Raw genomic sequence first — 26,563 nt, 5'->3', positions numbered from 1 at the left:
GTCGAGCGTCTTCGGCACGATCTCCCCCGTCGTCATCCTGTGTTCCTCCGAAGCTCCGCCAACCGGTGCAGCCAGGTGTCCACGTCCACTGGACTCCAGACTGCATCGCCCAAGGGCATGACGAGCGTGCCGACCGCGTAAAGGGCCACGAGCGCGGCGACGACCCCGAGTATCCAGGTCAGCGCCATGATGGCGCCCTTGGCGGGGAACGCGGCGGCGAGCGTCCTGCCCATCTGGCGGGCCGGGCCCTCCACCCCCGGGCCGGCGCAGATGATCCAGAGCGAGACGGCGACCCCCCAGCTCAGGGCGGTGCCCGGCGGGATGCTGTCGACCAGGAAGATGAGCACCAGCGTCACGGGCACGCCGAGGATGAGGGCGTACGGCACCAGGGCCAGCGTGACCCCGACCGACTTGAGCAACGCCCCTGGCCTGCCGAGCACGCGCAGCACGTCGCCGGCGGCGGCCGTGGCGGGACGCCGGGCGGCGAGCGCCGGCTGGGCGAGGTCGGCCGCCCTGAGCAGCACGGCCGCGGGGACCACGAGCACCGCGACGACGACCGGCAGCGCGACCGCCGCGCCGACTGCGATGATCAGCGCCAGCACGCCCGCCACGGTGTACACCCCCGATCGCGGCGTGCCGTCGGCGTCGGCCCCCGCCCTGCCGAAGTCGGGCGTGGCCTCGGGGGGCAGGTGCACGGTCGGCACGTACGGCTGCGCCGCCTGCTGCGCCGGGTGGCGGATGTGCGGGGTCTGCTCGAAGATCTCGGAGGACTGCTCGAACAGCGCCTGGTGGTACGGCCGCCCGCCGTGCCCCCCGGGCGTGGGAAGGCCGGACGAGGCCTGCCCGCTCGGCGCGACGGGCCCCGGAAAACCGGACGCACCCCGCGAACCGGGCACCGCAGGACCCGAGCCGCCGGACGCGCCGTGGGAGCCGGACGCGCCGTGGACGCCCGGAGCGCCGTGGGCACCCGACGCGCCGCGCGCCCCGTGAGCACCGGAGGCGCCCTGGGAGCCGAGGGTGCCGGACGAACCATGGGAGCCGGACGCGCTGTGGGAACCGGAGGTGGCGTGGGAGCCGGCCGATCCGGGCAGGGGGGCGGATCCGGGCAGGCCGGAGGCGCCGGACGCGGCGCCCGCTCCAGACAGGCCAGAGGCGCCGGGCGCGGCGCCCGGGCCGGCGCGGTGGGTCTTGGGCTTGGCGTCGGCCTCGCCGAGCTCCTCCGGACGCACCCGCCTGGTGGGGACCTCGCCCTGGTCGAACGGCGCCGGCCGGCCGCCCTCCCACGGACGGGACGCGCCCGGCGGGGCGTACCGGGTGGGGACCTCGCCCTCAGCCTGGCCACCGGCCCCGGGCGCGCCCTGGGCGCGCTCGAAGGCGATGCCCGCCTTGCGGAGCTCTTCGCCGGTCACCCGCACCGTCGGCCACGGATCGCCGGCCGCGGGGGTGGGCGGCGCGTCGCCGAGCAGCGAGACGAACTCTTCGGCGGGCGCCCCGCCGGAACGAGCGTCACCAGCGCCGGGACGGGCCTCACCAGCGCCGGGAAGCGACCCGCCGGACGCCACGCCGGGGAAGCCGGCGTACGGAGTGGGCACCCCGATGTCGGGCGGGACCGTACCAGGGCGGGCGCCGGACGCCGCGGCGGCGCCGGGAAGCGGCTCTGGGACGGCGGCGCCCGCCCGGGAGCCGGACGCCGCGCCGGGCAGGACGCCGGGAAGCGAGCCAGGGAGCGCGCCGGGCGGGACCGCCCCGAGACGCGGGTCGGCGGACGGGGAGACCCCGGCGGCCCCGGGCGGCTCGGCGCGGAGCGCCTCTGGACGCGACAGCGAGGTGCCGGTGATCGGCATGCCGGACATGTCAGGAACCGTGCGGATTTCGTCGGGCACGCTCGGACGCCCCTTCGGCGTCCGCGGCGGCACCAGACGGGAGAGCTGGGTGGCGAGCTCGGCGGCGCCCGGCCGCTTGGCGGGGTCGCGGTTGAACGCGGCGCGCAGCAGGGGGCGGATGACGGCCGGGGCCGCGTCGACGTTGGCCCGGCCCGCGGTGATGTTGTAGAAGACCATTTCGAGCGTGCCCTTGCCGAACGGCGGCGCGCCCGTGGCGGCGTACAGCATGGTGCCCGCCCACGCGTGCACGTCGACCTCAGGCCCGGCCTCGTGGCCTTCGATGATCTCGGGCGCGAGGTAGCCGGGGGTGCCGATGAACATGCCGGTCTGGGTGAGCCTGGTGGCGTCGACGGCCTGGGCGATGCCGAAGTCGATGAGCACGGGCTCGCCGTCGAGCATGAGCACGTTGCCGGGCTTGAGGTCGCGGTGGATGACGCCGGCGGCGTGCACGGCCGCGAGCGCCTCCGCGACGCCGGAGGCCAGCCGGAGCAGCGCGCCGACCTCCAGCGGGCCGTCCTGCTTGACCGCGTCGTCCAGGGGCCTGCCCGGGACGTAACGCGTCACGATGTAGGGACGGCTGCCCGTCACGTCGGCGTCGAGCACCTCGGCGATGTGGCTGCTGCGCACCCGGCGCATGGTCTCGACCTCGCGCGCCAGCCTGCGGCGTGCGACATCGTCCCCGGTCACCTCGGCGCGGAGCACCTTGACGGCGACCTGCCTGCCCTGGGAGTCGAGTGCGAGATGCACCACTCCCATGCCGCCTTCACCGAGCCGCCGGAGCAGCCGGTAGGGGCCCAATCGGTCGTCATGATTCATCTGATCTCCGGCGGTGCCCCGGCATCGATGACCGGAGGAAAGCGCCTTGCTCCAATTGTCATGGTTCGCTCACTTTGTGCAATGCCCATACCGGAAAAGCCCGGTCGGCGAATCATGGCATGGCACACCGACGGATCCGCGGGGCGCGAACCCGCACGCCATCGCGGCAGGCAACCCCCGCTGCCGGCCCACCGGCCGGCGATCCGCAGGAGGCGGCCGCCGGTCTCTCCCTTGAGCCCGGCGCGCGGACCAGAGCGCTGCGCGCGCTCGCGGCCGTTGACGGCACGTAGCACCATACCGGCTTAAACCCCGCCCATGAGAGGAACCAAGAGGCCACATTCCCGGTAGTACAACGCCTGAACCGGCCCCAACGGTTTCCCAAAAAGGGAAACTTCTGTGACCTGTGCGCGTCACTGAGCCAGCGGGACCACCTCGGCGGCCTTGATGCGGCCGAGCGCTTCACCCGAAAGCGCCAGCTTGGAGCCCCTGATGCCGCTGCCGATGACCACCAGCGGCTGCCGCGCCACCTCGGCGTCCACCAGCACGGGCCAGTCGTCGGGCAGGCCGAGAGGCGTGATGCCGCCGTACTCCATGCCCGACAGCGCGACGGCCTCCTGCTGCGGCGCGAAGGAGGTCTTGCGCGCGTCGAGATGCCGGCGGACGACCCCGTTGACGTCGGCGCGCATCGTCGCCAGCACCATGACGGCCGCGTACCGCGTCTCGCCGCCCCGCTTGGCCGCCACGATCACGCAGTTCGCCGACTCGTGCAGGGCGACGCCGTACCGCTCGCAGAACGCGGCGGTGTCGGCCAGCGCCGGGTCGATCGGCGCCACGGCCACCTCGTCGGCCATGGTCTGGACGGCACGGGCGACCGGGTCGGCGAGCAGATCGGGCCGCTCGCCGGCGGGCACCCATTCGAGCGTGCCCAGCTTCATGGGTCATGCCTCCTTAAGTACGCGGTGGTGGAGCTCGGTCACCACCTTACGTGCGGACTCGAAGGCCCCTGCCTGCCATGCGATGAGATGGGTGAGCCAGTCCCCCGCGAAGTACACCCGCCCGGCCGGGCGCAGGAGCGGCCGCGCCGCGTTCGGCGAGGTCCAGCGCACCCACGCGCCTTCGATGTGCCGCTGCCGCTGCCAGGCGACGGAGGCGCTTGCCAGCAGGTCCCGGCCGTACTTGCCGCCGTGGATCCTGCGGCCCTGGGTCAGGGCCCGGCGCAGCCGCCGCTGGTGGGTCAGCGCGCCGTAGGCCTCGGCGTCGGCGCCGGTGTTGTAGTAGCCCACCACCAGCCCGCGCTGCCCGTGGAAGCCGTAGGACGGGTACCAGATGTGGCCAACGTCGAGGTCGGTCTCGGTGGCCCCGCCGTAGACGCGGTCTTCGATCTCCCACCAGCGCCGGCCGTACTCCAGCCCGAGCTTGCCCGCCGCCATCGGCACCGCCGAGGACAGGGCGGCCTTGACGTCGGCGCCGAGGTTGCCGGGGATGCGGGCGAGCAGGTGCGGCGGCAGCGCCGCCACGCAGTACTGCGCCCGCAGCGGCGCGCCGCCCTCGATCGCGACCTCCACCCCGTCGGGGGTGGAGGTGATCCCGGTGACCCGGGTGCCGGTCCTGATGCGCTCGGCGCCGACCTGCCGGGCCAGCGCGCGGACGATCGCGTCCATGCCGCCCACCGGCTGGAACATCGGCATCGCCTGCTCATAGCCGGCGTCCATCGTGAGCGCCCGGCCGAGGCCCTGGCTGAGGACCTCCGTCAGCGACGGGACCGCGCCGAGCCCGGCCCCCGGCCCGACGCCCGGGTCGACCCGGAAACCGCGGCGTTCGCCCCCGGTGTAGGCGTGCGACGAGCCGATCTCCCCGAAATGGGTGAGGAAGTCCAGCAGCCGTTCCTTGTCGGCGGCGGTCAGGCGGGCGTCCAGCGCCCCCGCGTCGGCGGCCTTGGCCAGCAGCTCGGAGATGTACCCGTAGGCGTCGGCGCGCGCCGTGCGCATCCGCACGGGCCGCTTCATGCCGTCCGTCAGCACGTAGGCGGCGGAGTTGCCGTTGACGAACACCTCAAGCGGGACGCCCAGCTCCCGGCAGTAGTCGAGCGTGACCATCCACTGCGCGATGCGGGCCGGGCCCGCGTTGAAGTACGTGCCCTCCCCGAACGTCACCCGCTGGAGGCCATCGCCCGCCTGGCCGGGGAGCGGCAGTTCGGCCAGGGTGTCGCCGCCGCGCAGCGTGAGGCTGCGCCCGCCCACCCGGTCGCGGGCCTCCAGCACCGTGCACTCGTACCCGGCCTTGCCCAGCTCGTACGCGCAGGCCAGCCCGGCGACGCCCGCGCCGAGCACCAGCACGGACGCGGCGCGCCCGCCGCGCAGGGCGAAGTCGGAGCGCTGCGGCGGCACGTACGGCGACGGCGCGGCCGACCCGCCCACGACGGGCAGCGGGGCGGTGTCCTTGGTCGGGGCCAGCCCGAGCACTCCCATGGCGGCGTACATGGCGCCCGCGCCGCCGGCCGCGCCGATGCCGACCAGCAACGACCGCCGCGTCAGGCCGTCCGGCCCCGGCGAGCCATCGCGCCGGCGCTTGGAGTGATCTCCTTGCGCCGGGGAGTTCGCGCGCCGGGAGAGGTTCGCGCGCTCTGGGGGGTTTCCATGCTGGGGGGAACCGTCGCCGAGATCTCCCGGCGACCCTTCGTCGGCCACGGGCTCACCCGTACACGCCGCTGCCGCAGGCCACCTGGCCCGCGATCATGGCGAAGATGCCGAGCAGCGCCATGATGTCCCGGAAGTCCTCCGTGGTGAACTCGGTGTGCCGGGGACCCGCCGCGTGGACGCCCGGGATGAGGGAGCAGCCCGCGGCGATGGCCGTGGAGTTCCACTCGACCCCCAGCGTGAACGGCGGCGCCACCACGTGCGGCCGGAAGTCGCTCAGCCGGTTGAGCGCCCGGGCGGTGGCCTCGCGGATCAGCGCCTGGGCGACGCTGGGCGGCAGCAGCTCGGCGGCGAACTTGTCCACGCCCTTCTTGACCGCGACCGTCTCGACGTCGCCGAGCAGCTCGCGGGCCTCGGCGCAGACCGCCTCGTCGCCGGTGACCAGCGCCACCGGCACGCCGAGGAACCCGGCGAACCCGGCCACCAGCCGCGTCTCGCCGCACACCTCGCCGTTGAGGTAGACGTTCTGGATCTCCTTGCCCATCCAGGTGTGGTTCAGCACGCCGTGCTGCGTGCCGGCGCGCGCGTGGTAGCCGGCGAAGCAGGCGGCCCGGAAGTCGGCGGTCAGCCCCTGGGCCATGCGCATCGGCTTGCCGGGGCCGCGGAGCAGGGTGGCCCTGGCGTCCAGCAGGTCGACTCGCAGGTTCTTGGTGGAGCCGTGAGCGTCGTTGACGGTCACGGCCGTGGCACCGGCCTCGTAGGCGCCGGCGATCACCGCGTTGGCGTCGGCGGTCATCAGCTCGCAGCCGCGCTCGTAGCCGCGGCCTCCGGCGTGCATCTCCTCGGGGTCGGTGAGCCCGGTCACGCCTTCCATGTCGACCGAAACGTAGACCTTCATCGCCCTCCCCAGCTCTCTACCCGCTCGATGTCGTCCGCCCGCATGAAGCCGAAGTCACGCTCCATGATCTCCGCGATCGTGCCGCGCCATCGGGCTGGGATCTCCTCGACGGCCGGAGGGTAGCACCGCTCCAGCCACGCGGTTGACCCGGGTGTGGCCCGCAGGTACTCGGCGGCGCGGGCGAAGGGCGTGTCCTCGATGCCCGGGACGTGCGCGCAGCCGTACTCGATCATCTCCTGGCCGCCGTAGGGCGGCGGCTGCTGCCACTTGCGGGCCACCGGCCGGTCGGCCGTGATCGTCGTGCGCATCGGCCGCCGCTCGATCGCGGCCTGGATCAGTTCCTTGTACAGACACTTGCCGCACCGCCCGCACGGGCCGGCGTCGTCGCCGCGCAGGCACCAGCGCACCTGGTCGCGCAGCTCGGAGCCCAGCGCGACGCGCATCGTCATCGCCTCGCTGATGCCGGCGACCGGCAGGACGAGCGGCAGGCCGGCGGCGGCGAACAGCCGGCCCCACGGCCCGTGCGCAGACCACATGGGGTTGTCGGGCGTGTACCGGTGCACGTACCGGCCGCCGCCCAGCCACCGGGAGCCGATCTCGTACCCCAGGGCGACGCCGCCGAGGTCCATGGCGTCGGCCAGCAGGACGGCGCCCGCCATCACGGCGTGGTGCTCGGGGTAACCGGGCCGGGGAGAGCGCAGCAGGAACTCAAGGTCGGACTCGACGACCGTCACGTCCCTGCCGGTCTTCTCGGCCAGCGCGGCCAGCACGTCCGACCGGTAGTGCGTCCAGCGGTTGGGGACGCGCGGGTGGGCGACCCGGCGGAAGTGGACCAGCGGCGCGTCCGGCAGCATGGCGGCCACGGCCGCGGAGTCTGCTCCGCCGCTGTAGGAGATCGCCGCCCGCGTACCGGCCGGACGGGGCGTCCCGCCCACCGGCCCCGCCTCGATCCCCCAGCCGCTGTCGAACGCCGCCGCGAGCTCCGGCGAGATCGGCCGGTCGAACACCACCCTGCGCCGCGTCCACGGCGCCGCCACCGTCCAGGCCGCGAGCGCCAGCAGATCGGGATGCACCGAGTCGGGGCCGTCCGGCGCCCGCGAAGGATCGAAGGCCGTGGAGGCGGAGGCGCCTCGGCGGCCGGGCAGGCGCACATGGCAGGTGTCGGTCGCCAGCTCCACCGGATGCCCGTCCGTGACCGTCCCGGCGAGCTCCTCCCAGGCGTCCAGCCGCAGGCGCAGCTCGAAGACGCCTTCGCGGAACGTCCACGCCACCCTCACGACGCGGTCCCGCCGCCGCTCTCGCTGGAGACCGCACCGCTCTCCCTGAGACCGTCCACGGCCTGCCAGAGCCGGACCTCCGCCTGGAGGAGATGATCGACGGCCGAGGCGGTCTCGGTCGCCAGCCGGTGCGCGTCCTCGACCTTCGCGGTCAGGGCCGTGCTCGGCGCGGGCGAGCCCGCGCGCTTGACCTCGCGCCGGAGCTGCTCGACGTCGCGCCGCAGCCCTTCGATCTCCCTCTTGAGCGCCTGGACCTCCCAGAGGGCGTCCCGCACGTCCTGCCGGTGGTCGGCCCGCGTCACATAGCGGGCATCCAACCGGCCGACCACGGCGCGCCGAAGCCGCAGCGGCGCCAGGACACGCATCACCAACCCAGCCATGACCGGTCACCCTAACGGCAAAGCCTGATCTACCCGAATCCCACAGATGACCGTTACATCACATTCCCTGACAAGCCCCGCTGACTCGGCGCAGGACGGACGTCCACCCACCCCGAAGCGACCACGCAGCCGGACCGACGTCACCACTCGGCGTATTTGTCTTATAACATTCCGTGACGCACCCTCCCTTTGTACACGACACCCTCAACCTGATGTTCCGCGACCGGCCGCACCCTGGAGGAGATCATGAAGGACGCCACCTGGCCCGTCTACAGCCCCTTCGCCAAAGAGCACTACGGCAAGGGACTCGAAGCAGGCAGACAGGAAGGTCTCAAGGAAGGACGTCAAGAAGGACTTGAGGAAGGACGTCAAGCAGGACTTCAAGCAGGACTTCAAGCAGGACGCCGGAAAGCGCGGGCCGAAGAGAGGGGCAACGCGGTGCTGACCATTCTCAAGGCTCGCGGCGTCCACGTCTCCGACGACGCCCGCGAGCGCATCACAGCCTGCACCGATCTCACCCTGCTCGACACCTGGATGCTGCGCAGCATCACCGCGACCACCACGGACGAACTGTTCGCCGACTGAGCGCGTTACTCTGCGGCGATGTGGTCAGCGCCGGGGGTGGGGAGCGGGATCCACTTGTGGGACCAGGCGAGCATGGCTTCTAGGACGGGGGCCAGGTCGCGGCCCTTCTCGGTGAGGTGATACTCGACCTGGACCGGGGAGGAGGGAAGGACGCTGCGCTCGACGAGGCCCTCGGCCTCCATGGTGCGCAGCCGGGACGCCAGCATGGTGTCGCTGACCCCCGGTACGGCCTCCTTGATCTGCGCGTACCGATGACTTCCCGTGAAGATCACGCGCAGGATCGCGCCGGTCCAGCGGGCGCCGATCAGCTCGACGGCCGTGTGGAACCGTGCGCAGACCTTGTGGACGTCCGTCGTGGCGGTCACGGGTCGCTCCTCATGCGGGCTGTGTCTCACGCAGCGGCTTCAGGGCCTCGCTGACGCGCTTGAGCTCATCGAACATGGCCTTGGCCGACGCGAGCATGCCGTCGTCGGGGGAAAGACTACCGTCCTCGCCGATCAACTGGCCGACGAAGGGGATGGAGACGGCCTCCACCACCGGGACCATCTTGAGCGTGGTGACGACCTGCTTGATCATCTGCGCGGCCCGGAGGCCTCCCGAGGCGCCGCCGTAGCTGACGAGCCCGACCGGCTTGTAGGCCCACTCGTGGAACAGGTAGTCGATCGCGTTCTTCAGCGGCGCGCTGTAGCCGAAGTTGTACTCCGGCATGACGAACACGAAGGCGTCCGCCTCGTCGACCTTGGCGCTCCAGTCGTGGGTGTGCTGGTTGATGTAGTTCCGCAGCCGCGGATGGTGCGGCTCGTCCATGAACGGCAGGGCCAGCTCGGCGAGGTCCACGACCTCGACCTCGTCGAACCCTCCGTGCGCCTTGGCCTCCGTCGCGATCCAGTCCCCCACGGGCGACCCCGCGCGGTTCGGCCGCGTGCTCGCCACGATGATCTCCAGCTTGGCCATGTCCATCTCCTCACCGCCCGGACGCCGGCCCCGAGGGGGCGTCCGCGGACCTTAGGTACTAAGGAATGCTTAGCGACTAATCGGAACTTAGCAGCAAGGCCGGATATTTCCGAACCGGGGGGTGACGCGAGAAGGTCCCGGAACGACGACACCGGGCCGGCCAGGGTGGCCGTGCCCGGTGCCGGGGTGGAGCGGGACGTCAGCGGAGGGTGCCGCTGGTCATGCCCGCGGGCTCCTCCGGAACGGCGATGAGGCCGAGTTCGGCGGGAGAGGACATCAGGGGGTGGGCCGGGACGACTCGGACGGTGTACCCGAAGGCGCCGGTGCGGTCGAGGGGGACCACGCCGGTGTAGGCGGCCTTGCCGTCGTCGCTCACCGACTCGGCGGCGAGGGTGACGTACGACGGCCCGAGCAGCTGGTCGTGCCCGCCGACCTTGCCGTACGCGGCCTCCACGCTGACGTCGCCGGGCGACAGCTCGCCCAGCGCGACGGTGGCGCGCACCTCCATCGACGCGCCCAGCTCGGGGGTGTCCCCGATGCCGGAGGTCTCGATGTGCTCGACCCGCACGCCCGGCCATGCGCGGGTGACCCGCAGCTTCCAGGCGGCGAACTCGCGGGCCTTGGTGTGGTCGGCCGTGGACAGCTCGCGAGCCGACTTGGCCGCCGGGGTGTACAGGCCGACGACGTAGTCGCGCAGCATGCGCCCGGCCAGGACCTTCGGGCCGAGGGAGGTGAAGGTGTGCTTGACCATGTCGAGCCAGCGCCGCGGGTGCGTGCCGCCGGCGCGGTCGTAGAACCGGTCGGCGACCTCGCGCTCGATGAGGTCGTACAGCGCGCCGGCCTCGATCTCGTCCCGGCGGTCGGGGTCCTCGACGCCGTCGGCGGTGGGGATCGCCCAGCCGTTGTCGCCGTCGAACCACTCGTCCCACCAGCCGTCCTTGATGGACAGGTTCAGGCCGCCGTTGAGCGCGGCCTTCATGCCGGAGGTGCCGCACGCCTCAAGCGGGCGCAGCGGGTTGTTCATCCACACGTCGCAGCCCTGGACCATGAGCTGCCCGAGGGCCATGTCGTAGTCGGGCAGGAAGACGATGCGGTGGCGCACGTCCTCGCGGTCGGCGAACCTCACGATCTGCTGGATGAGCTTCTTGCCGCCCTCGTCGGCCGGGTGGGCCTTGCCGGCGATCACGATCTGGACCGGCTTGTCAGGGTCGAGGAGCAGCTGCTTGAGCCGGTCGGGGTCCTTGAGCATGAGCGTGAGCCGCTTGTAGGACGGCACCCGGCGGGCGAAGCCGAAGGTCAGCACGTCGGGGTCCAGAGCCTCGTCGATCCAGCCCAGCTCGACGGTGGAGGCGCCGCGAGCGCGCCAGGAGGCGCGCAGCCGCGCGCGGGCGCCCTCGACGAGCGTGCGGCGCAGCCTGCCGCGGATGGCCCAGATGTCCTCGTCGGAGAGCTTCTGCACGCCCTCCCAGCCCTGGGCGATCTCGATCAGCGACGGCAGCTCCTTGCCGGCCAGCTCCATGACCTCGCGCGCGACCCACGTGGGGGCGTGCACGCCGTTGGTGATCGAGCCGATGGGGATGTCGTCCAGGTCGAAGCCCGGCCACAGCCCCTGGAACATCTCGCGGCTGACGGCGCCGTGCAGCTCGGAGACGCCGTTGACCCGCTGGGCCAGCCGCATGCCCATGACGGCCATGTTGAAGATCGCCTCGCCGCCCTCAGGCCCGTCGGGCTCGGCGCCGAGGGCCAGGATGCGCTCGACGGGCACGGTCGGCCAGGCGTTCTCGCCGCCGAACTGCTTGCCGATCATCTCGGCGGGGAAGCGGTCGATGCCGGCGGGCACCGGGGTGTGCGTGGTGAAGACGGTGCCGGCCCGGACGGCCTCCAGCGCCTCGTCGAACGACAGGCGGTGCTCGGTGAGCTCGCGGATGCGCTCAAGGCCGAGGAAGCCGGCGTGGCCCTCGTTGGTGTGGAAGACCTCCGGCTCGGGGTGGCCGGTGACGCGGCAGTACGCGCGCAGCGCCCGCACACCGCCGATGCCGAGCAGAAGCTCCTGCATGAGCCGGTGGTCGGTGCCGCCGCCGTAGAGCCGGTCGGTGACGTCGCGCGCGGCGTTGTCGTTCTCGGCCACGTCGGAGTCGAGCAGCAGCAGCGGGACGCGGCCCACCTGCGCGACCCAGATCTGCGCGTGCAGCGCGCGGCCCTCGGGCAGCGGGATGGCGACGCGGGACGGCGTGCCGTCCTCCTCCTTGAGCAGGCTGAGCGGCAGGCCGCCGGGATCGAGGCTCGGGTAGTGCTCCTGCTGCAAGCCCTCGGCCGACAGCGACTGGCTGAAGTAGCCGTGCCGGTAGAGCAGCCCGACGCCGAGGATGGGCACGCCGAGGTCGCTCGCGGCCTTCAGGTGGTCGCCGGCGAGGATGCCGAGACCTCCCGAGTACTGCGGGAGCGCGGCGGCGATGCCGTACTCGGGCGAGAAATAGCCGATGGCCGCGGGCGCGCCGGGCAGTGTCTGGTACCACCGCGGCGCGGTCATGTACTCGCGCAAGTCGTCGGCGGCGTCGGCCAGCTTGCGGAGAAACCTGCGATCACGGGCCAGCTCGGCCAGCCGGTCAGCCTCCACCGCGCCCAGCAGCGCGACGGGGTCGTGCCCTACCCGTTGCCACGTGTCGGGATCCACCTCTGCGAACAGGTCCATGGTCTCGGGATGCCATGACCAGCGCAGATTGTGGACGAGCTCGCCGAGCGCGGCGAGCTCCACGGGAAGGACGGTACGGACGGTGAACCTGCGGATTGCTCTCACGGGGCCAGACCCTAGTTACTCAGCGCCACGACGCGCGACCGGAACACTCTTGTGCGCCTACCAGATCTCATGCGTTTCTGCTCTCACCGCTACCCAAGCAGCTCAAACCTCACGAAGTCCGAGTCATTACAGTGATGTCAAATTGATCATGTGCGGCCTATGACCGCAGGTGGGCTGTGTCGAGGGTAAGGGACACAAGCCACCCCAAGTATCCCCCGACTTCCCTCAGGCAGGCTTGAAGAGCGACTATGGGGGCAGTCCCATGTAAGAGCCTCACGCAGCCTCCGAGCCCCGGGACGACGCCTGTCACCTGGGGCGCGGCCGACCATGCCCGCCGACAAATGTCCGCCCACACTCCGGCTCGGACCGGTCACTATTCGAAAGTGAAGATCACCCTGCCCTCACAATCCCGGCGACGACCGGTGCGTCGCCGCTACCTTGAGACGCGATGATCGGACGAATCCCAATTCAGGACATCCAACCTGTCGTCGACTGCGGGCAGTGGCCCGCGAAGGCGGCGGCCGGCGAGACCTTCGAGATCAGCGCCACCGTGTTCCGCGAGGGACATGACGCGGTGGCGGCGGGGGTCGTGCTGACCGACCCGCAAGGCTCGCGGGGCCGGCCGTTGCCCATGCGCGAGGTCGCCCCCGGCACCGACCGCTGGGCCGTGGAGGTGACGCTGCCGACCGAGGGCGAGTGGCAGTTCCGCGTCGAGGCCTGGAGCGATCCGATCGCCACCTGGCTCCACGACGCCGCCATCAAGATCCCTCGCGGCATCGACGTCGACCTCATGTGCGAGGAGGGGGCGCGGCTGTTCGAACGCGCCGCCAAGGGCGTGCGCCAGGCCGGCTGCGACAAGTGCGTCCATCGCATGACCCTGCAGCACGTGGCCGAGCAGCTGCGCGACGACGATCTGGACCCGCGGGCGAGGCTGGCGGTGGCGCAGCTTCCCGAGACGGCGAGCGTGCTGGCCGCCCACCCGCTGCGCGACCTGGTGACCCGGGGGCCGAGGCTGCGGGTGCGGGTGCACCGCAGGCGCGCGCTGTACGGGTCGTGGTACGAGCTGTTCCCCCGGTCCGAGGGCGCGGTCGTCGACGAGGCCGGCGTCCCGAGGTCGGGGAACTTCCGTACCGCCGCCGAGCGGCTGCCCGCCGTCGCGGGCATGGGCTTCGACGTGGTGTACCTGCCGCCGATCCACCCGATCGGCGAGACGTTCCGCAAGGGCCGCAACAACACCCTGCACCCCGAGCCGTACGACGTGGGCTCGCCCTGGGCGATCGGCTCGGAGGACGGCGGCCACGACGCGGTCCATCCCGACCTCGGCACGCTGGAGGACTTCGACGGGTTCGTGGCCCGGGCCCGCGAGCTGGGCCTGGAGGTCGCGCTCGACCTCGCCCTGCAGTGCTCCCCCGACCACCCCTGGGTCAAGGAGCACCCCGACTGGTTCACGATCAGGGCGGACGGCTCGATCGCCTACGCCGAGAACCCGCCGAAGAAGTATCAGGACATCTACCCGCTGAACTTCGACAAGGACCCCGAGGGCATCTACGCCGAGGTCCTGCGGGTCGTACGCCACTGGATGTCCCACGGCGTGCGCATCTTCCGCGTGGACAACCCGCACACCAAGCCGGTGGGGTTCTGGGAGCGGCTGACGGCCGAGATCAACGCGACCGACCCCGACGTGCTGTTCCTGTCGGAGGCGTTCACCCGTCCCGCGATGCTCCAGACGCTGGCCAAGATCGGCTTCCACCAGTCGTACACCTACTACACGTGGAAGAACTCCAAGACCGACCTCGAGAGCTACCTGGCGGAGCTGTCGCACGAGACGTCGCACTTCCTGCGCCCGAACTTCTTCGTCAACACTCCGGATATCCTGCACGAGTACCTGCAGAACGGGGGCGTTCCGGCGTTCAAGATCAGGGCCGTCCTGGCGGCGCTGGCGTCACCGACGTGGGGGGTCTACGCGGGCTACGAGCTCGCGGAGAACGTCTCGGTGCGACCGGGCAGCGAAGAATATCTCAACAGCGAGAAATTCGAGCTGAGGCCGCGTGACTGGGCCGCCGCCGAGCACGAGGGCCGGAGCCTGGCTCCCTTCCTCACAACCCTCAATTTGTTCAGAAGAGCACACCCGGCGGTTCAGGAACTGCGTAACCTACGGTTTCACAACATCGACCACCCGGACATGATCTGCTTCTCGAAGCGGCTGCCCGGCGCCTATGACGCGTCCACACGAAGGCACGCCGTAGGAGATGTGGTCCTGGTCGTGGTCAACCTCGATCCACACAACACCCATGAGGCGACGGTCTGGCTGGACATGCCGGCCCTCGGCCTCGATTGGGACGCCGAATTCGTCGTGGACGATGAGCTCTCGGGCGAGTCGTACCACTGGCGGCATGCCAACTACGTGCGTCTCGATCCGCATACCAACCCAGCCCACGTCCTCACACTGCGAGCGACGCCGGCCAGTCAGCCGTAGCAGGCCCTGGCGAAGGCGGCGGAAAGCGCGCATCAGCACAGCGGGGAGTCCACAGGTGAGCTTGACGCCTCAGCCCGTCCCGAACACCTTCACACACGAAAAGCCGCGCGACCCTCATTGGTACAAGCGCGCCGTCTTCTACGAGGTCCTCATCCGGGGTTTCGCGGACAGCAACGGCGACGGCACCGGTGACATCCGCGGCCTGATCAGCAAGCTGGATTACCTCCAGTGGCTCGGCGTCGACTGTCTGTGGCTGCTGCCACTCTACGAATCCCCCCTGAAAGACGGCGGGTACGATATCTCCGACTTCATGAAGATCCTCCCTGACTTCGGTGATCTGGGGGACTTCATCAAGCTCGTGGACGAGGCGCACAAGCGCGGCATGCGCGTCATCGCCGACCTCGTCATGAACCACACCAGCGACCAGCACCCGTGGTTCCAGGCGTCCCGGCACGATCCCACCGGCCCGTTCGGCGACTTCTACGTCTGGTCGGACGACAACGAGAGCTACAGCGACGCCCGCATCATCTTCATCGACACCGAGACCTCCAACTGGACCTTCGACCCGGTGCGCGGGCAGTACTACTGGCACCGGTTCTTCCACCACCAGCCGGACCTCAACTACGAGAACCCCGCGGTTCAGGACGCCATGGTGGAGGTCCTGAACTTCTGGCTGGACCTCGGCATCGACGGCTTCCGCCTGGACGCCGTGCCCTACCTGTTCGAGCAGGAGGGCACCAACTGCGAGAACCTCCCGCAGACCCACGCCTACCTGAAGCGCATCAGGAAGGAAGTGGACGCGCTCTACCCCGACCGCGTGCTGCTCGCCGAGGCCAACCAGTGGCCGGCCGACGTCGTCGAGTACTTCGGCGACCCGGTGACCGGCGGCGACGAGTGCCACATGGCCTTCCACTTCCCCCTGATGCCGCGCATCTTCATGGCCGTCCGCCGCGAGACGCGCTACCCCATCTCCGAGATCATGGCGCAGACCCCCAAGATCCCCGAGAACTGCCAGTGGGGCATCTTCCTGCGCAACCACGACGAGCTCACGCTCGAGATGGTGACCGACGAAGAGCGCGACTACATGTACACCGAGTACGCCAAGGACCCCCGGATGCGGGCCAACGTCGGCATCCGCCGCCGCCTGGCCCCGCTGCTGGAGAACGACCGCAACCAGATCGAGCTGTTCACCGCCCTGCTGATGAGCCTGCCGGGCAGCCCCGTGCTGTACTACGGCGACGAGATCGGCATGGGCGACAACATCTGGCTGGGCGACCGTGACGGCGTCCGCACCCCCATGCAGTGGACCCCCGACCGCAACGCGGGCTTCTCCGACTGCGACCCCGGCCGCCTCTACCTTCCCGTGATCATGGATCCGATCTACGGGTACCAGGCGCTCAACGTCGAGGCCCAGCAGAAGAACCCCGGCTCGCTCCTTCACTTCACCAAGAAGATGATCGAGATCCGCAAGCGCCACCACGTCTTCGGTCTCGGCGAGTTCACCGAGCTCAACTCCTCCAACCCCAGCGTCCTCGCCTTCGTCCGCGAGCTCGGCGACGACCGGGTGCTGTGCGTCAACAACCTGTCCCGCTTCCCCCAGCCCGTCGAGCTGGATCTGCGCCGGTTCGAGGGGGTCACGCCCGTGGAGTGCACCGGAGGGGTGCCATTTCCACCAATTGGCGAACTTCCGTATCTTTTGACGCTTCCCGGGCATGGGTTCTACTGGTTCACCCTTCCGCCAACGAGCGCAGCAGCCGAGGAGACGTGAGACCTACTCTCGAAGAGCTTCTTGCCGGCTGGATCACCCATCAGCGGTGGTTCGCCGGCAAGGGCCGCGCGATCAGCGACCTGGCCGTCGAGGCCGCCACTCCGTTGCCCCTTCGTGGTCCTGCCGAATCCTTCCACAGCGATGTGGCGGGGTCCCGCGGGACCACGGACCGCAGGCCGCAGGCCCGCGAGCAGGTGCAGGTGCGCCACTTCGTCATCACCGTACGTCAGGACACGCGCACCGATCGCTACCAGCTTCTGGTGGGCTTCCGTCCCGTGCTGCCCCAGCGGCTCAGGCACGCCGCCATCGGCGAGACCGCCGACGGCCACGCCTACGACGCGGTGCACGACTCCGACGTCACCGGCGTGCTGCTGTCGTCCATCGCCTCCGGCGCCGACATCGGCCCGCTGCGCTTTCGCCACATGCCGGACGTCGAGATCGACCCCTCGCCGCGCAGCCTGGTCCTGGGCGCCGAGCAGTCCAACACCTCGCTCGTCTACGGTGACGCCTACATCTGCAAGCTGTTCCGCAAGATCGTCCCCGGCGTGAACCCGGAGCTGGAAGTGGTGACCGCCCTCGCCGAGCGCGGCTCGCCGCACATCGCCAAACCGTACGGGTGGATCGAGGCCGACATCGGCGGCCAGAACACCACGCTCGCCTTCACCCAGGAGTTCCTGCCCACCGCGAGCGACGGATGGGCGCTGGCCCTCACCAGCGTGCGCGACCTGTACGGGTCACTGCCCGGCACCGCCGCCGCGGAGGCCGGGGGCGACTTCGCCGCCGAGTCCAACCGCCTCGGCATGGCCACCGCCCACCTGCACAAGGAACTGGCCGCCGCCTTCCCGACGAGCACGGTCGAGGCGCCCGAGGTCAAGCGGATGGTCGAGGGGTTCAGGCGGCGCCTGGAGAACGCCATCTCCGAGGTGCCCGAGCTCGCCGCCCACGCCGGGGTCGCCCACGAGGCGTTCGACCGGCTGGCCGACACCGGGCGGCCGATCACCGTGCAGCGGGTGCACGGCGACTACCACCTGGGCCAGGTCATGCGCACACCCAGCGAGTGGGTCCTGCTCGACTTCGAGGGCGAGCCGGGGCAGCCGCTGCAGGACCGCCGCGCCCTTGACTCCCCGCTCAGGGACGTCGCCGGCATGCTCCGCTCGTTCGACTACGCGGCGCGCCACCTGCTGGCCGACCATCCCGACGCCGCCGAGCTGCACCCCCGGGCCGTCGAGTGGGCCCAGCGCAACCGGGCGGCGTTCATCGCCGGATACTCGGCGGGCGGCGGGCGCATCCACGGCGACGACGCGGTGCTGCTGCGGGCGCTGGAGCTGAGCAAGGCCGCCTACGAGGTGGTCTACGAGGCCCGCAACCGCCCGTCCTGGCTGCCCATCCCGCTCGCCGCCTTCACCGACCCCGACGACTGACTCCCCGGCCGGCCGGGAACGAGGCCGGCAGGGACGGGCGGTCCAGTCCCGGGACGCGACCGGCCGGGACGGCGGTGACCCTCGGCGCCGTTGACGACGCCTCGCACCACACCTCGGATACCATCTGTTACCACATGTCGACACAGAGTCAGAGAGTGGGCTGATGAGGCGAAGGCGGCTCGCGATCACCATCGTGGGCGGCGCCCTCGCCGTGGTGCTCACCACGGGCGTGGCGGCACTGGCGGTGTGGACGGGCGGCAGCGGGCCGCGCCGTCCCCGCCCGGCCGACACCGGGCTCGACGGTCCGTCCCCGCCGGGGTGGCCCGGGCGGGCCGGCCCGGGGCAAGAGGAGCACCAGGGCGGCGAGGACCGCGAGGATCACAGTGACCACGGCGATCAGGGTGACCCCGGCGACGAGGTGAGCGCGCGGAGCCGCGAGGCCGCCCGCGCCCGTCGCGGCGAGGCCGGCGCCATGTCCCGTCTGGGGCTCCCCTCCTCCGGCGACCCGCGCGACGGCGGCCATCCGCCGGCCCCGACCCGCGCCGAGCAGGCGCGCGCGACGGAGTTCCTCCTCGCCGACCCGCCGCTCGCCTCGATCGTCCGCAGGGCTTACGCCAAGGCGGCGCACCGTCCCTTCTCGTCGGCCGCGGATCTGCGGGTGAGGTCGCTGATCTTCCGCCGGTTCGGGTGCGAGACGCGCCGCTGCCTGCAACTGTTCGTGTGGTTCCCCAACGGCGACGAACTGGATATCGGGCGCATCGTCGTCGACATGGACTCCGGCGGCGTCCGCGTGCTGAGGTGGTGACGCGGCCGTTCCGGCAGCGCCGAAAACCTCGCGATTGCCATAAGCATCGTCGAAAACGGTGCGATTGCCATAAGCATGGTGCGATCCACCCGACATCATGGGTTGGCGGGACGATCTGGGGCAGGGTTAGCTCATGAACAGCAGTCACGGTGCCGAGGAGCGGTGAGCGATCTGATGAACGCGGATCTTGACTTGAACCGGCTGGCCGGTGGCGCGCACCACGATCCGCACGCGATCCTGGGCGCGCATCTCTCCCCCGAGGGCCTCACGGTACGAGCGCTCAAGCCGCTGGCCGAGAAGGTCGAGCTGGTCTTGGAGGACTCCGCGCACGAGATGCGCCACGAGGCGCACGGGGTGTTCGCCGTGACGCTGCCGGGGGTGGACAAGATCCCGTCCTACCGGCTCCGCGTCACCTACGCCGACGGGCAGCCGTACGAAGGCGGCGACCCCTACCGCCACTGGCCCACCCTGGGCGAGGTCGACCTGCACCTGATCGGCGAGGGCCGGCACGAGCGCCTGTGGGAGGTGCTCGGCGCCCGTGTCATGCGGCACGACGACGAGGACGGCACCGCCTTCGCCGTCTGGGCGCCCAACGCGCGCGGCGTCCGCGTGGAGGGCGGGTTCAACCACTGGAACGGCGCGGCGCACCCGATGCGGTCCCTGGGCCGGTCGGGGGTGTGGGAGCTGTTCATCCCCGGCGTCGGCGCGGGCGAGCACTACAAGTTCTCCATCCTGGGCGCCGACTCGGTGTGGCGGTCGAAGGCCGACCCGATGGCACGGCGCACGGAACGGCCGCCGGCCACCGCGTCCATCGTCGAGTCGTCCTCCTACGCCTGGGAGGACGACGACTGGATGCGCCGGCGCGCCCAGCGCGACGCGCTCGCGGCGCCGATGAGCACCTACGAGGTGCATCTGGCCTCCTGGCGTCCCGGCCTGAGCTACCAGCAGCTCGCGACCGAGCTGGTGGAGTACGTGCGCGAGATGGGCTTCACGCACGTCGAGCTGCTGCCGGTCGCCGAGCATCCCTTCGGCGGCTCGTGGGGCTACCAGGTCACCTCCTACTACGCGCCCACCTCGCGGTTCGGCGGCCCGGACGAGTTCCGCCACCTGGTCGACCGGCTGCACCAGGCCGGCATCGGCGTGCTGCTCGACTGGGTGCCCGCCCACTTCCCCATGGACGAGTGGGCGCTCGCCCGGTTCGACGGCACTCCCCTGTACGAGCACTCGGACCCCAGGCGCGGCACCCACCCCGAGTGGGGCACGTTCATCTTCGACTTCGGCCGCCGCGAGGTGCGCAACTTCCTGGTCGCCAACGCCGTCTACTGGCTCAAGGAGTTCCACATCGACGGCCTGCGCGTGGACGCGGTCGCCTCGATGCTGTACCTGGACTACTCACGCCCCGAGGGCGAGTGGACGCCGAACATCTACGGCGGACGCGAGAACCTCGACGCCGTGGAGTTCCTCAAGGAGATGAACGCGGTGGCCTACCGCGAGGCGCCCGGCATCGTCACCATCGCCGAGGAGTCCACCGCGTGGCCCGGCGTCTCCCGTCCCGTGCACCTCGGCGGGCTCGGCTTCGGGTTCAAGTGGAACATGGGCTGGATGCACGACACCCTGGCCTACCTGCACCACGAGCCGGTGTTCCGGCAGTACCACCACCACCAGATGACGTTCTCGCTGATGTACGCCTACGCCGAGAACTACGTGCTGCCGCTGTCGCACGACGAGGTGGTGCACGGCAAGGGGTCGCTGCTGGGCAAGATGCCCGGTGACGAGTGGCAGCGGTTCGCGAACCTGCGGGCCCTGTTCGCCTTCATGTGGGCCCATCCCGGCAAGAAGCTGCTGTTCATGGGCAGCGAGTTCGGCCAGGGCTCCGAGTGGTCCGAGGAGCGCGGCCTGGACTGGTGGCTGCTGGACTTCGAGCCGCACCAGGGCGTCCAGCGGCTGGTGCGCGACCTCAACCACCTGTACGCCGAGACGCCGGCGCTGCACTCGCAGGACCACACCCCGTCCGGCTTCCAGTGGATCGACGCCGACGACGCCCCCGGCAACGTCTTCTCCTTCGTGCGCCACGGCGCCGACGGCTCGATGCTGGCCTGCGTGGTGAACTTCTCCGGGGCGCCGCACGAGAACTACGCCATCGGCCTGCCCGCCCCCGGACGCTGGGAAGAGGTGATCAACACCGACGCCTACCACTACTTCGGCAGCGGGGTGGGCAACTTCGGGTCCGTCGAGGCCGTCGAGGAGCCCTGGCACGGGCTGCCCTACTCCACGCGTCTGCGCGTGCCGCCGCTGGGCGCGCTGTACCTGCGCCACGCCGCCCCGAAGCGCGAGCCCGCGGAGCCTGCGGAGCCCGCGAGCGCCGTCACCGAAGCGGACGCCGAGGACCTGCCGCCGGTGTGAACCGGAGGGAAAGCGTGCGCCTGTTCACCGGAAACGTCGCCTAGGGTGTCGCTATGGACGCGACAAAGTCGATCATGGACACCGTCGACAGGCTCCGGCAGCGGCGCACGGCCCCCCTCGTGCTCGAACTCGACCTCACCGAGGGCCTGACCGAGGGGCCGCCCTCCGACCCGCTCGGCGCCCTGCTGTCCATGCGCAAGACCCGCCTGGCCGATGTGCTGTCGGGGCTGCGCCGCGCCCGCAGGGATCCACGCGTCAAGGGGCTCATCGTCAAGATCGGCGGACGGCCCATCGGGCTCGCCATGGTCCAGGAGCTGCGCACGGCCGTCGTCCAGCTCCGGGCCGCGGGCAAGCTGACCGTGGCCTACGCCGAGACCTTCGGCGAGTTCGGCGCGGGCACCGTGCCCTACTACCTGGCCAGCGCCTTCGAGAGGGTCTACCTCCAGCCGTCCGGCGACGTCGGCCTGACCGGCGTCTCGCTGGAGCAGCGCTTCGTCAAGAACGCGCTGGCGAAGATCGGCGTCGACTACCAGATCGGCCAGCGGCACGAGTACAAGACCGCCCCGAACATGTTCACCCAGGACCACATGACCGAGGCGCACCGCGAGTCCACCGCGCGCATCGCCGAGTCGGTCGTCGAGCAGGTCGTCTCCGGCATCGCCGAGGGACGCGGCCTGGCCCCCGAGCGGGTCCGCGAGCTCATCGACCGGGGCCCGTTCATCGGCGCCGAGGCGGTCGAGGCCGGCCTGGTCGACCGCCTCGCCTACCGCGACGAGGTGTACGACGAGGTCCGCGGCGAGGGCGACCTGCTGCTGTACGTCTCGCGGTACGCCAAGGGCGCCATCGCCAAGAAGCTCCCGCACCCGGGCGAGCGGGTCGTCGCGCTGATCCACGGCCACGGCCAGATCCGCCTGGGCCGCAGCGGGCGCAGCCCTCTCGGCGGCGGCGGCTCCATGGGCTCCGACACGATCGCGGCCGCGTTCCGGGCGGCCCGCCGCGACGACAACGTCAAGGCGGTCGTGTTCCGCGTCGACAGCCCGGGCGGGTCCTACGTCGCCTCGGACGTCGTCTGGCGCGAGGTCGTGCTCACGCGCAAGGCCGGCAAGCCGGTGATCATCTCGATGGGCGACCTGGCCGCGTCGGGCGGCTACTTCGTCGCGATGGCCGCCGACGTGATCGTCGCCCAGCCGGGCACGCTGACCGGCTCCATCGGCGTGTTCGGCGGCAAGCCCGCCGTCGGCGAGCTGCTCGGCCGCATCGGCATCACCTCCGAGTCGGTGGACGTGGGCGCCAACTCGGGCATGTTCTCGCCGAGCCGCGCCTTCTCCGAGCCGCAGTGGGAGCGGGTCAACGCCTGGCTCGACCGCATCTACGACGACTTCGTGGGCAAGGTCGCCGAGGGCAGGGGCTTCGACCGCGACCGGGCCCACGAACTGGCGCGCGGCCGCGTCTGGACGGGCGCGGACGCGTTCGCCAGAGGCCTGGTGGACGAGCTGGGCGGCCTGGAGGACGCGCTGGCGATCGCCCGCAGCAGGACGGGCCTGCCCAAGGACGCCACCGTACGGGTCTATCCGCGCATGCACCCTCTGGAGCGGCTGCGCCCGCCGGAGTCCAGCGAGGACCGCGCGGCGGCGCTCGGCCAGGTGCGCCTGGGGACCGCTCGCCCGGCTGGCCGCCGACCTCGGCCTGCCCGCGTACGGCCCCCTCATGCTCCCCGGGTCGTGGACGATCCGTTAGCCGAGCGGCGGATCCGCTTCCGGATAATCCATCACGAAACGAATAGTTATGCTGGGGGAATGACCGCCATGGCGCCCGCACGCACCGCACCTGACCTGTCGTTCCTCCTGGACCACAGCAGCCATGTGTTGCGCACGCGCATGGCGGCGGCGCTCGCCGAGATCGGGCTGACGGCGCGCATGCACTGTGTGCTGGTGCACGCGCTGGAGGAGGAGCGCACGCAGATCGAGCTGGCCGAGATCGGCGACATGGACAAGACCACGATGGTGGTGACCGTGGACGCCCTGGAGAAGGCCGGCCTCGCCGAGCGCCGCCCGTCCGGCAAGGACCGCCGGGCCCGCATCATCGCGGTCACCGAAGAGGGGGCGCGGGTCGCCGCGCGCAGTCAGGAGATCGTCGACCGCGTCCACGAGTCCGCGCTCGCGGGCCTGGCCAAGGACGAACGCGAGGTCTTCCTGCGGATCATGAACCGCCTGGTCACCGGCGAGCTCGCCACTCCCTCCGACAATCCGCAGCCGGTACGGCGGGCGCGCCAGCGCGCAAGTTAGATCCGTCAAGGATCGTCTATAACAAAACTATCTGCTACGGTCTCTCCTGTCGTCTCATCCGACAGGAGAGCACCTATGTCCGCCACCTCCCCCTCGAACGCCGGCCGGCGCCCGTCGCCGCAGGCTGCCCCGGCCCGGCCGCGCTCGCGATGGGTCGCCCTCGGCGTGATCGCCACGGCGACGCTGATGACCATCCTCGACGGCAGCATCGTGACCGTGGCCATGCCCGCCATCCAGACCGACCTCGGCTTCTCCCCCGCCGGCCTGAGCTGGGTCGTCAACGCCTACCTGATCGCGTTCGGCAGCCTGCTGCTGCTGGCCGGGCGGCTCGGCGACCTCGTCGGCCGCAGGCGCGTGTTCCTCGCCGGCACGGCGGTGTTCACGGCCGCCTCGGTGCTCGCGGGCGTGGCCGCCGACCCCGCCACGCTGATCGTCGCCCGGTTCCTGCAGGGCGCCGGCAGCGCCATGGCCGCCGCCGTCGGCCTCGGCATCCTCGTGACGCTGTTCGCCGAGCCCGCCGAGCGCGCCAAGGCGATCGCCGTGTTCAGCTTCACCGGCGCCGCCGGCGCGTCCATCGGCTCGGTGCTCGGCGGCCTGCTCACCGACGCCCTGACCTGGCACTGGATCTTCTTCATCAACCTGCCCGTCGGCCTGGCCGCGCTCGCGGCCGGCGCGGCCGTGCTCCCCCGCGACCGCGGCCTCGGACTCGCGGCCGGCGCCGACGTCCTCGGCGCGCTCCTGGTCACCTCCGGGCTCATGCTCGCCATCTACACCGTCGTCCAGGTCGAGGCGCAGGGATGGACGTCGGCGCCGACGATCGGCTTCGGGACGCTCGCCGTCGCGCTGCTCGCCGGCTTCCTCCTCCGCCAGGCCACCGCGCGGACCCCGCTCATGCCGCTGCGCGTCCTGCGGTCGCGGAACGTGGCCGGGGCGAACCTCGTCCAGATGCTGATGGTCGCCGCGCTCTTCTCCTTCCAGGTGCTCGCCGCGCTCTTCATGCAGAGGGTGCTCGGGTACGGCGCGACCGCGACCGGCCTGGCGATGCTTCCCGCGGCGACCGCGATCGGCGCGGTGTCGCTGGCCGTCTCGCCGCGGCTGTACGCCCGGTTCGGCGAGCGCGACGTCCTGCTGGCCGGCATCGTCCTGCTGATCGGCGTGCTCGCGCTGCTGGCCCGCGTCCCCGTGGGGGCGCACTACGTCACCGACCTGCTCCCGGCGATGCTGCTCGCCTCGGGCTTCGGGCTGGCGATCCCGGCGCTGACCGCCCTCGGCATGTCGGACGCCGGCGAGGACGACGCCGGGCTCGCCTCCGGGGTGTTCAACACCACCCAGCAGATCGGCATGGCGCTGGGCGTCGCCCTGCTCTCCACGCTGGCGGCCTCCCGCACCGAGGGCCTGACCGCGCGGGGAGAGGACCAGGCCGCGGCGCTGACCGGCGGCTATCACCTGGCCTTCGCCGTCGGCGCCGGCCTCCTGGTCGCGGCCTTCCTCGTCGCGCTCTTCACGCTCCGCCGCGAGCCCCGATCACCGCAGGCCGGGTCGCCGCAGGCCGAGTCACCGCAGACCAGGTCGTCGCAGGCCGGGTCGCGGCGGGTCAGGTCGCCGCGCGATAGCGCCCGCGCAGCCGCACCAGAGGCGGCAGAGCGGGGGTGACGTAGTCGACGTGGAGCACCTGGGCCAGGAACAGCGTGTGGTCGCCGCCGGGGATGACCCGGGCGGTCTCGGCCTCCAGCGCGGCCACGCCGCCGTCGATGACGAACGCCCCGGTGTGGCGGCCCCGATGGTGCGGCGTCCCGGCGAGGAGCAGGCGCGCGCTGGGACGCCCCGGCGTGGCGAACCGGCTGGCCATCACGGCCTGGTCGCCGGACAGCAGGGTCACCGCCCACCGGTCCTCGCGCAGCAGCACCTCGCAGAGGTAGCCGGCGGAGGCCAGGCTCAGCAGCACCATGGGGGGATCGGCGGAAAGGGAGGTGAACGTGGTCACGGTCGTCCCGATGTCGTCGCGCTCCTCGCGCACGGTGACCACCGCCACCCCCGCGGCGAGCTGCCTCATCGCCTCCACGAACTCGTTCATGGCCCCCACTCCTACCACCGATCGACCGCGCGCCGGTCCACCAGCACGTCCGCGTCCACGTCCGACGCCGACCACCTGCGGGCGAGCGCGCGCGGCGGGCCGGCGCGCAGGGGCGAGCGTGCGCGGCGAGGCCGGCGAACACGGGCATGCGTGCGCGACGGGCCGGGCGCGCGCGGGCATGCGGCCGGGTCATACCTTGTGAGGTATCGCCGGACGCCCACGGGCTCGGATACAACGAAGCGGTGAGCGCGACGATGGAGGAGACGCGGTTCGGCGAGCAGCTCAGGCGCTGGCGCGACCGCCGCAGGGTGAGCCAGCTCGAACTCGCCATCAGGGCCGGCACGACGCAGCGCCACCTCAGCTACATGGAGCGGGGCCGCTCGATGCCCGGCCGCACCATGGTGGTGCGGCTGGCCGAGTCGCTCGGCCTGTCGCCGCGCGAGCGCAACGCCCTGCTGCTCGCCGCCGGCTACGCGCCGGTCTTCCCCGAGTCGCGCCTGGACGAGCCGCTGCTGCGTCCGGTGCTCGACGCCCTGACCGGCGTCCTGGACGGCCACCTTCCCTGCCCCGCGGTGGTGCTGCGCCCGTACGGGGAGGTGGTGGCGGCCAACAGCGCCATCGGCGTGCTCACGGAGGGCGCCTCGGCGGAGCTGCTCCGCCCGCCGGTCAACCTGCTCCGGCTCGCGCTGCACCCCGACGGCATGGCTCCCCGCGTCCGCAACCTGGCCGCCTGGGGCCGGCACATCATCGAGAACATGCGGGCCGTGGCCCTCAAGAGCCCCGACCCGCGGCTGGAGGCGTTCATCGCCGAGCTGGCCGGATACGTCCCGGCGGCCGACCCGGGTCCTGACCACCTCGGCTTCGCCGTGCCGCTGCGCCTGTGGTCGCCGCAGGGCGAGCTGCGGCTGCTGACCACCATCACCTCGTTCGCGACGGCCGTCGACGTCACCCTGGCCGAGCTGCACCTGGAGGCGTTCCTCCCCGCCGACGAGACCACCGCGCGGCTCCTGCGCGCCCGCGCCGAGGGCGGCGTTCCCACCGTGGAGCCATGACGCGACCATGACCGCGGCGGCCTGTCGGACGGCGCTCATGCGGAAGGTCCTCC

Annotated in this window: 19 protein-coding genes and 1 pseudogene; 10 read left to right on the top strand and 10 right to left on the bottom strand. The window is 71.6% G+C overall.

The features are described 5' to 3' along the window. Window positions 1–32: 32 nt before the first annotated feature. From ACZ6QO_RS18945 to ACZ6QO_RS18920, 6 genes are all read right to left on the bottom strand, one after another. Window positions 33–2,699, bottom strand: a complete 2,667-nt coding sequence (locus ACZ6QO_RS18945; RefSeq protein ID WP_465852256.1) for a serine/threonine-protein kinase — start codon at window positions 2,697–2,699, stop codon at window positions 33–35. 410 nt (window positions 2,700–3,109) lie between these two features. Beyond that, a complete protein-coding gene (locus ACZ6QO_RS18940) occupies window positions 3,110–3,634 on the bottom strand; it encodes a YbaK/EbsC family protein (RefSeq protein ID WP_465852254.1) in 525 nt (174 codons plus the stop codon). 3 nt (window positions 3,635–3,637) lie between these two features. Beyond that, window positions 3,638–5,386 (bottom strand): flavin monoamine oxidase family protein, encoded by a 1,749-nt coding sequence (locus ACZ6QO_RS18935; RefSeq protein WP_465852252.1) that lies wholly within the window; start codon window positions 5,384–5,386, stop codon window positions 3,638–3,640. Between the two features lie 4 nt (window positions 5,387–5,390). Beyond that, window positions 5,391–6,233 carry a M55 family metallopeptidase gene (locus ACZ6QO_RS18930; protein ID WP_465852250.1) on the bottom strand — a complete coding sequence of 281 codons (843 nt, stop codon included), beginning with the start codon at window positions 6,231–6,233 and terminating at the stop codon, window positions 5,391–5,393. Continuing rightward, window positions 6,230–7,510 (bottom strand): DUF6395 domain-containing protein, encoded by a 1,281-nt coding sequence (locus tag ACZ6QO_RS18925; RefSeq protein WP_465852248.1) that lies wholly within the window; start codon window positions 7,508–7,510, stop codon window positions 6,230–6,232. The genes ACZ6QO_RS18930 and ACZ6QO_RS18925 overlap by 4 nt, the downstream gene beginning before the upstream one ends. Continuing rightward, a complete protein-coding gene (locus ACZ6QO_RS18920) occupies window positions 7,507–7,890 on the bottom strand; it encodes a hypothetical protein (protein ID WP_465852246.1) in 384 nt (127 codons plus the stop codon). The genes ACZ6QO_RS18925 and ACZ6QO_RS18920 overlap by 4 nt, the downstream gene beginning before the upstream one ends. 246 nt (window positions 7,891–8,136) lie before the next feature. Between ACZ6QO_RS18920 and ACZ6QO_RS18915 the strand changes: the two genes are divergently transcribed. Then, window positions 8,137–8,475, top strand: coding sequence for a hypothetical protein (locus ACZ6QO_RS18915; protein ID WP_465852244.1), 339 nt, complete (start codon window positions 8,137–8,139; stop codon window positions 8,473–8,475). 5 nt (window positions 8,476–8,480) lie between these two features. Here ACZ6QO_RS18915 and ACZ6QO_RS18910 read toward each other — a convergent pair whose 3' ends face one another. From ACZ6QO_RS18910 to glgP, 3 genes are all read right to left on the bottom strand, one after another. Continuing rightward, on the bottom strand, window positions 8,481–8,840 hold the full coding sequence (locus ACZ6QO_RS18910; RefSeq protein ID WP_465852242.1) for a winged helix-turn-helix transcriptional regulator: 360 nt from the start codon (window positions 8,838–8,840) through the stop codon (window positions 8,481–8,483). A gap of 10 nt (window positions 8,841–8,850) precedes the next feature. Next, window positions 8,851–9,429 (bottom strand): NADPH-dependent FMN reductase, encoded by a 579-nt coding sequence (locus ACZ6QO_RS18905; protein WP_465852240.1) that lies wholly within the window; start codon window positions 9,427–9,429, stop codon window positions 8,851–8,853. A gap of 199 nt (window positions 9,430–9,628) precedes the next feature. After that, window positions 9,629–12,226, bottom strand: coding sequence for an alpha-glucan family phosphorylase (gene glgP / locus ACZ6QO_RS18900; protein ID WP_465852238.1), 2,598 nt, complete (start codon window positions 12,224–12,226; stop codon window positions 9,629–9,631). A gap of 448 nt (window positions 12,227–12,674) precedes the next feature. Here glgP and ACZ6QO_RS18895 point away from each other — a divergent pair, with 448 nt between their 5' ends. The 8 genes and pseudogenes from ACZ6QO_RS18895 to ACZ6QO_RS18860 all read left to right on the top strand — a co-directional run bounded on the left by ACZ6QO_RS18895 (window position 12,675) and on the right by ACZ6QO_RS18860 (window position 25,037). After that, the gene (locus ACZ6QO_RS18895) at window positions 12,675–14,702 is read left to right on the top strand and encodes an alpha-1,4-glucan--maltose-1-phosphate maltosyltransferase (RefSeq protein WP_465852236.1); all 2,028 of its coding nucleotides are present in this window, start codon (window positions 12,675–12,677) and stop codon (window positions 14,700–14,702) included. A 55-nt stretch (window positions 14,703–14,757) separates the two neighbouring features. Then, on the top strand, window positions 14,758–16,470 hold the full coding sequence (gene treS / locus ACZ6QO_RS18890; RefSeq protein ID WP_465852234.1) for a maltose alpha-D-glucosyltransferase: 1,713 nt from the start codon (window positions 14,758–14,760) through the stop codon (window positions 16,468–16,470). Then, the gene (locus ACZ6QO_RS18885) at window positions 16,467–17,891 is read left to right on the top strand and encodes a maltokinase N-terminal cap-like domain-containing protein (RefSeq protein ID WP_465852232.1); all 1,425 of its coding nucleotides are present in this window, start codon (window positions 16,467–16,469) and stop codon (window positions 17,889–17,891) included. Before treS ends, ACZ6QO_RS18885 begins: the two co-directional genes overlap by 4 nt. Window positions 17,892–18,054: 163 nt before the next feature. Continuing rightward, window positions 18,055–18,696 (top strand): hypothetical protein, encoded by a 642-nt coding sequence (locus ACZ6QO_RS18880; RefSeq protein ID WP_465852230.1) that lies wholly within the window; start codon window positions 18,055–18,057, stop codon window positions 18,694–18,696. 174 nt (window positions 18,697–18,870) lie between these two features. Further along, a complete protein-coding gene (gene glgB, locus ACZ6QO_RS18875) occupies window positions 18,871–21,099 on the top strand; it encodes a 1,4-alpha-glucan branching protein GlgB (RefSeq protein WP_465852435.1) in 2,229 nt (742 codons plus the stop codon). Between the two features lie 53 nt (window positions 21,100–21,152). Further along, window positions 21,153–22,836 (top strand): annotated as a pseudogene (locus ACZ6QO_RS18870) (S49 family peptidase). A 59-nt stretch (window positions 22,837–22,895) separates the two neighbouring features. Next, window positions 22,896–23,384, top strand: coding sequence for a MarR family winged helix-turn-helix transcriptional regulator (locus ACZ6QO_RS18865; RefSeq protein WP_465852228.1), 489 nt, complete (start codon window positions 22,896–22,898; stop codon window positions 23,382–23,384). A gap of 75 nt (window positions 23,385–23,459) precedes the next feature. Beyond that, on the top strand, window positions 23,460–25,037 hold the full coding sequence (locus ACZ6QO_RS18860) for an MFS transporter (protein WP_465852226.1): 1,578 nt from the start codon (window positions 23,460–23,462) through the stop codon (window positions 25,035–25,037). On the opposite strand, the gene ACZ6QO_RS18855 is transcribed toward ACZ6QO_RS18860, so the two are convergent. After that, on the bottom strand, window positions 24,979–25,458 hold the full coding sequence (locus tag ACZ6QO_RS18855) for a flavin reductase family protein (RefSeq protein WP_465852225.1): 480 nt from the start codon (window positions 25,456–25,458) through the stop codon (window positions 24,979–24,981). The two genes, ACZ6QO_RS18860 and ACZ6QO_RS18855, sit on opposite strands and share 59 nt — an antisense overlap. A gap of 242 nt (window positions 25,459–25,700) precedes the next feature. Between ACZ6QO_RS18855 and ACZ6QO_RS18850 the strand changes: the two genes are divergently transcribed. Then, complete coding sequence (locus ACZ6QO_RS18850) at window positions 25,701–26,510, top strand: helix-turn-helix domain-containing protein (protein WP_465852223.1); 810 nt, start codon at window positions 25,701–25,703, stop codon at window positions 26,508–26,510. Window positions 26,511–26,563 lie beyond the last annotated feature (53 nt).

This window comes from Sphaerisporangium sp. NPDC049457, assembly GCF_055586705.1.
Note: the sequence above shows the minus strand (reverse complement) of the source record. Positions and strands in the feature narration are given on the sequence as shown.

What these genes read in the sequence shown, in the direction of transcription:
- ACZ6QO_RS18905 (WP_465852240.1), bottom strand. Translation starts at nt 9,429, where the DNA reads ATGGCCAAGCTGGAGATCATCGTGGCGAGCACGCGGCCGAACCGCGCG.
- ACZ6QO_RS18880 (WP_465852230.1), top strand. Translation starts at nt 18,055, where the DNA reads ATGAGGCGAAGGCGGCTCGCGATCACCATCGTGGGCGGCGCCCTCGCC.
- ACZ6QO_RS18855 (WP_465852225.1), bottom strand. Translation starts at nt 25,458, where the DNA reads ATGAACGAGTTCGTGGAGGCGATGAGGCAGCTCGCCGCGGGGGTGGCG.
- glgB (WP_465852435.1), top strand. Translation starts at nt 18,871, where the DNA reads ATGAACGCGGATCTTGACTTGAACCGGCTGGCCGGTGGCGCGCACCAC.
- ACZ6QO_RS18945 (WP_465852256.1), bottom strand. Translation starts at nt 2,699, where the DNA reads ATGAATCATGACGACCGATTGGGCCCCTACCGGCTGCTCCGGCGGCTC.
- ACZ6QO_RS18860 (WP_465852226.1), top strand. Translation starts at nt 23,460, where the DNA reads ATGTCCGCCACCTCCCCCTCGAACGCCGGCCGGCGCCCGTCGCCGCAG.
- ACZ6QO_RS18920 (WP_465852246.1), bottom strand. Translation starts at nt 7,890, where the DNA reads ATGGCTGGGTTGGTGATGCGTGTCCTGGCGCCGCTGCGGCTTCGGCGC.
- ACZ6QO_RS18940 (WP_465852254.1), bottom strand. Translation starts at nt 3,634, where the DNA reads ATGAAGCTGGGCACGCTCGAATGGGTGCCCGCCGGCGAGCGGCCCGAT.
- ACZ6QO_RS18930 (WP_465852250.1), bottom strand. Translation starts at nt 6,233, where the DNA reads ATGAAGGTCTACGTTTCGGTCGACATGGAAGGCGTGACCGGGCTCACC.
- ACZ6QO_RS18915 (WP_465852244.1), top strand. Translation starts at nt 8,137, where the DNA reads ATGAAGGACGCCACCTGGCCCGTCTACAGCCCCTTCGCCAAAGAGCAC.
- ACZ6QO_RS18865 (WP_465852228.1), top strand. Translation starts at nt 22,896, where the DNA reads ATGACCGCCATGGCGCCCGCACGCACCGCACCTGACCTGTCGTTCCTC.
- ACZ6QO_RS18895 (WP_465852236.1), top strand. Translation starts at nt 12,675, where the DNA reads ATGATCGGACGAATCCCAATTCAGGACATCCAACCTGTCGTCGACTGC.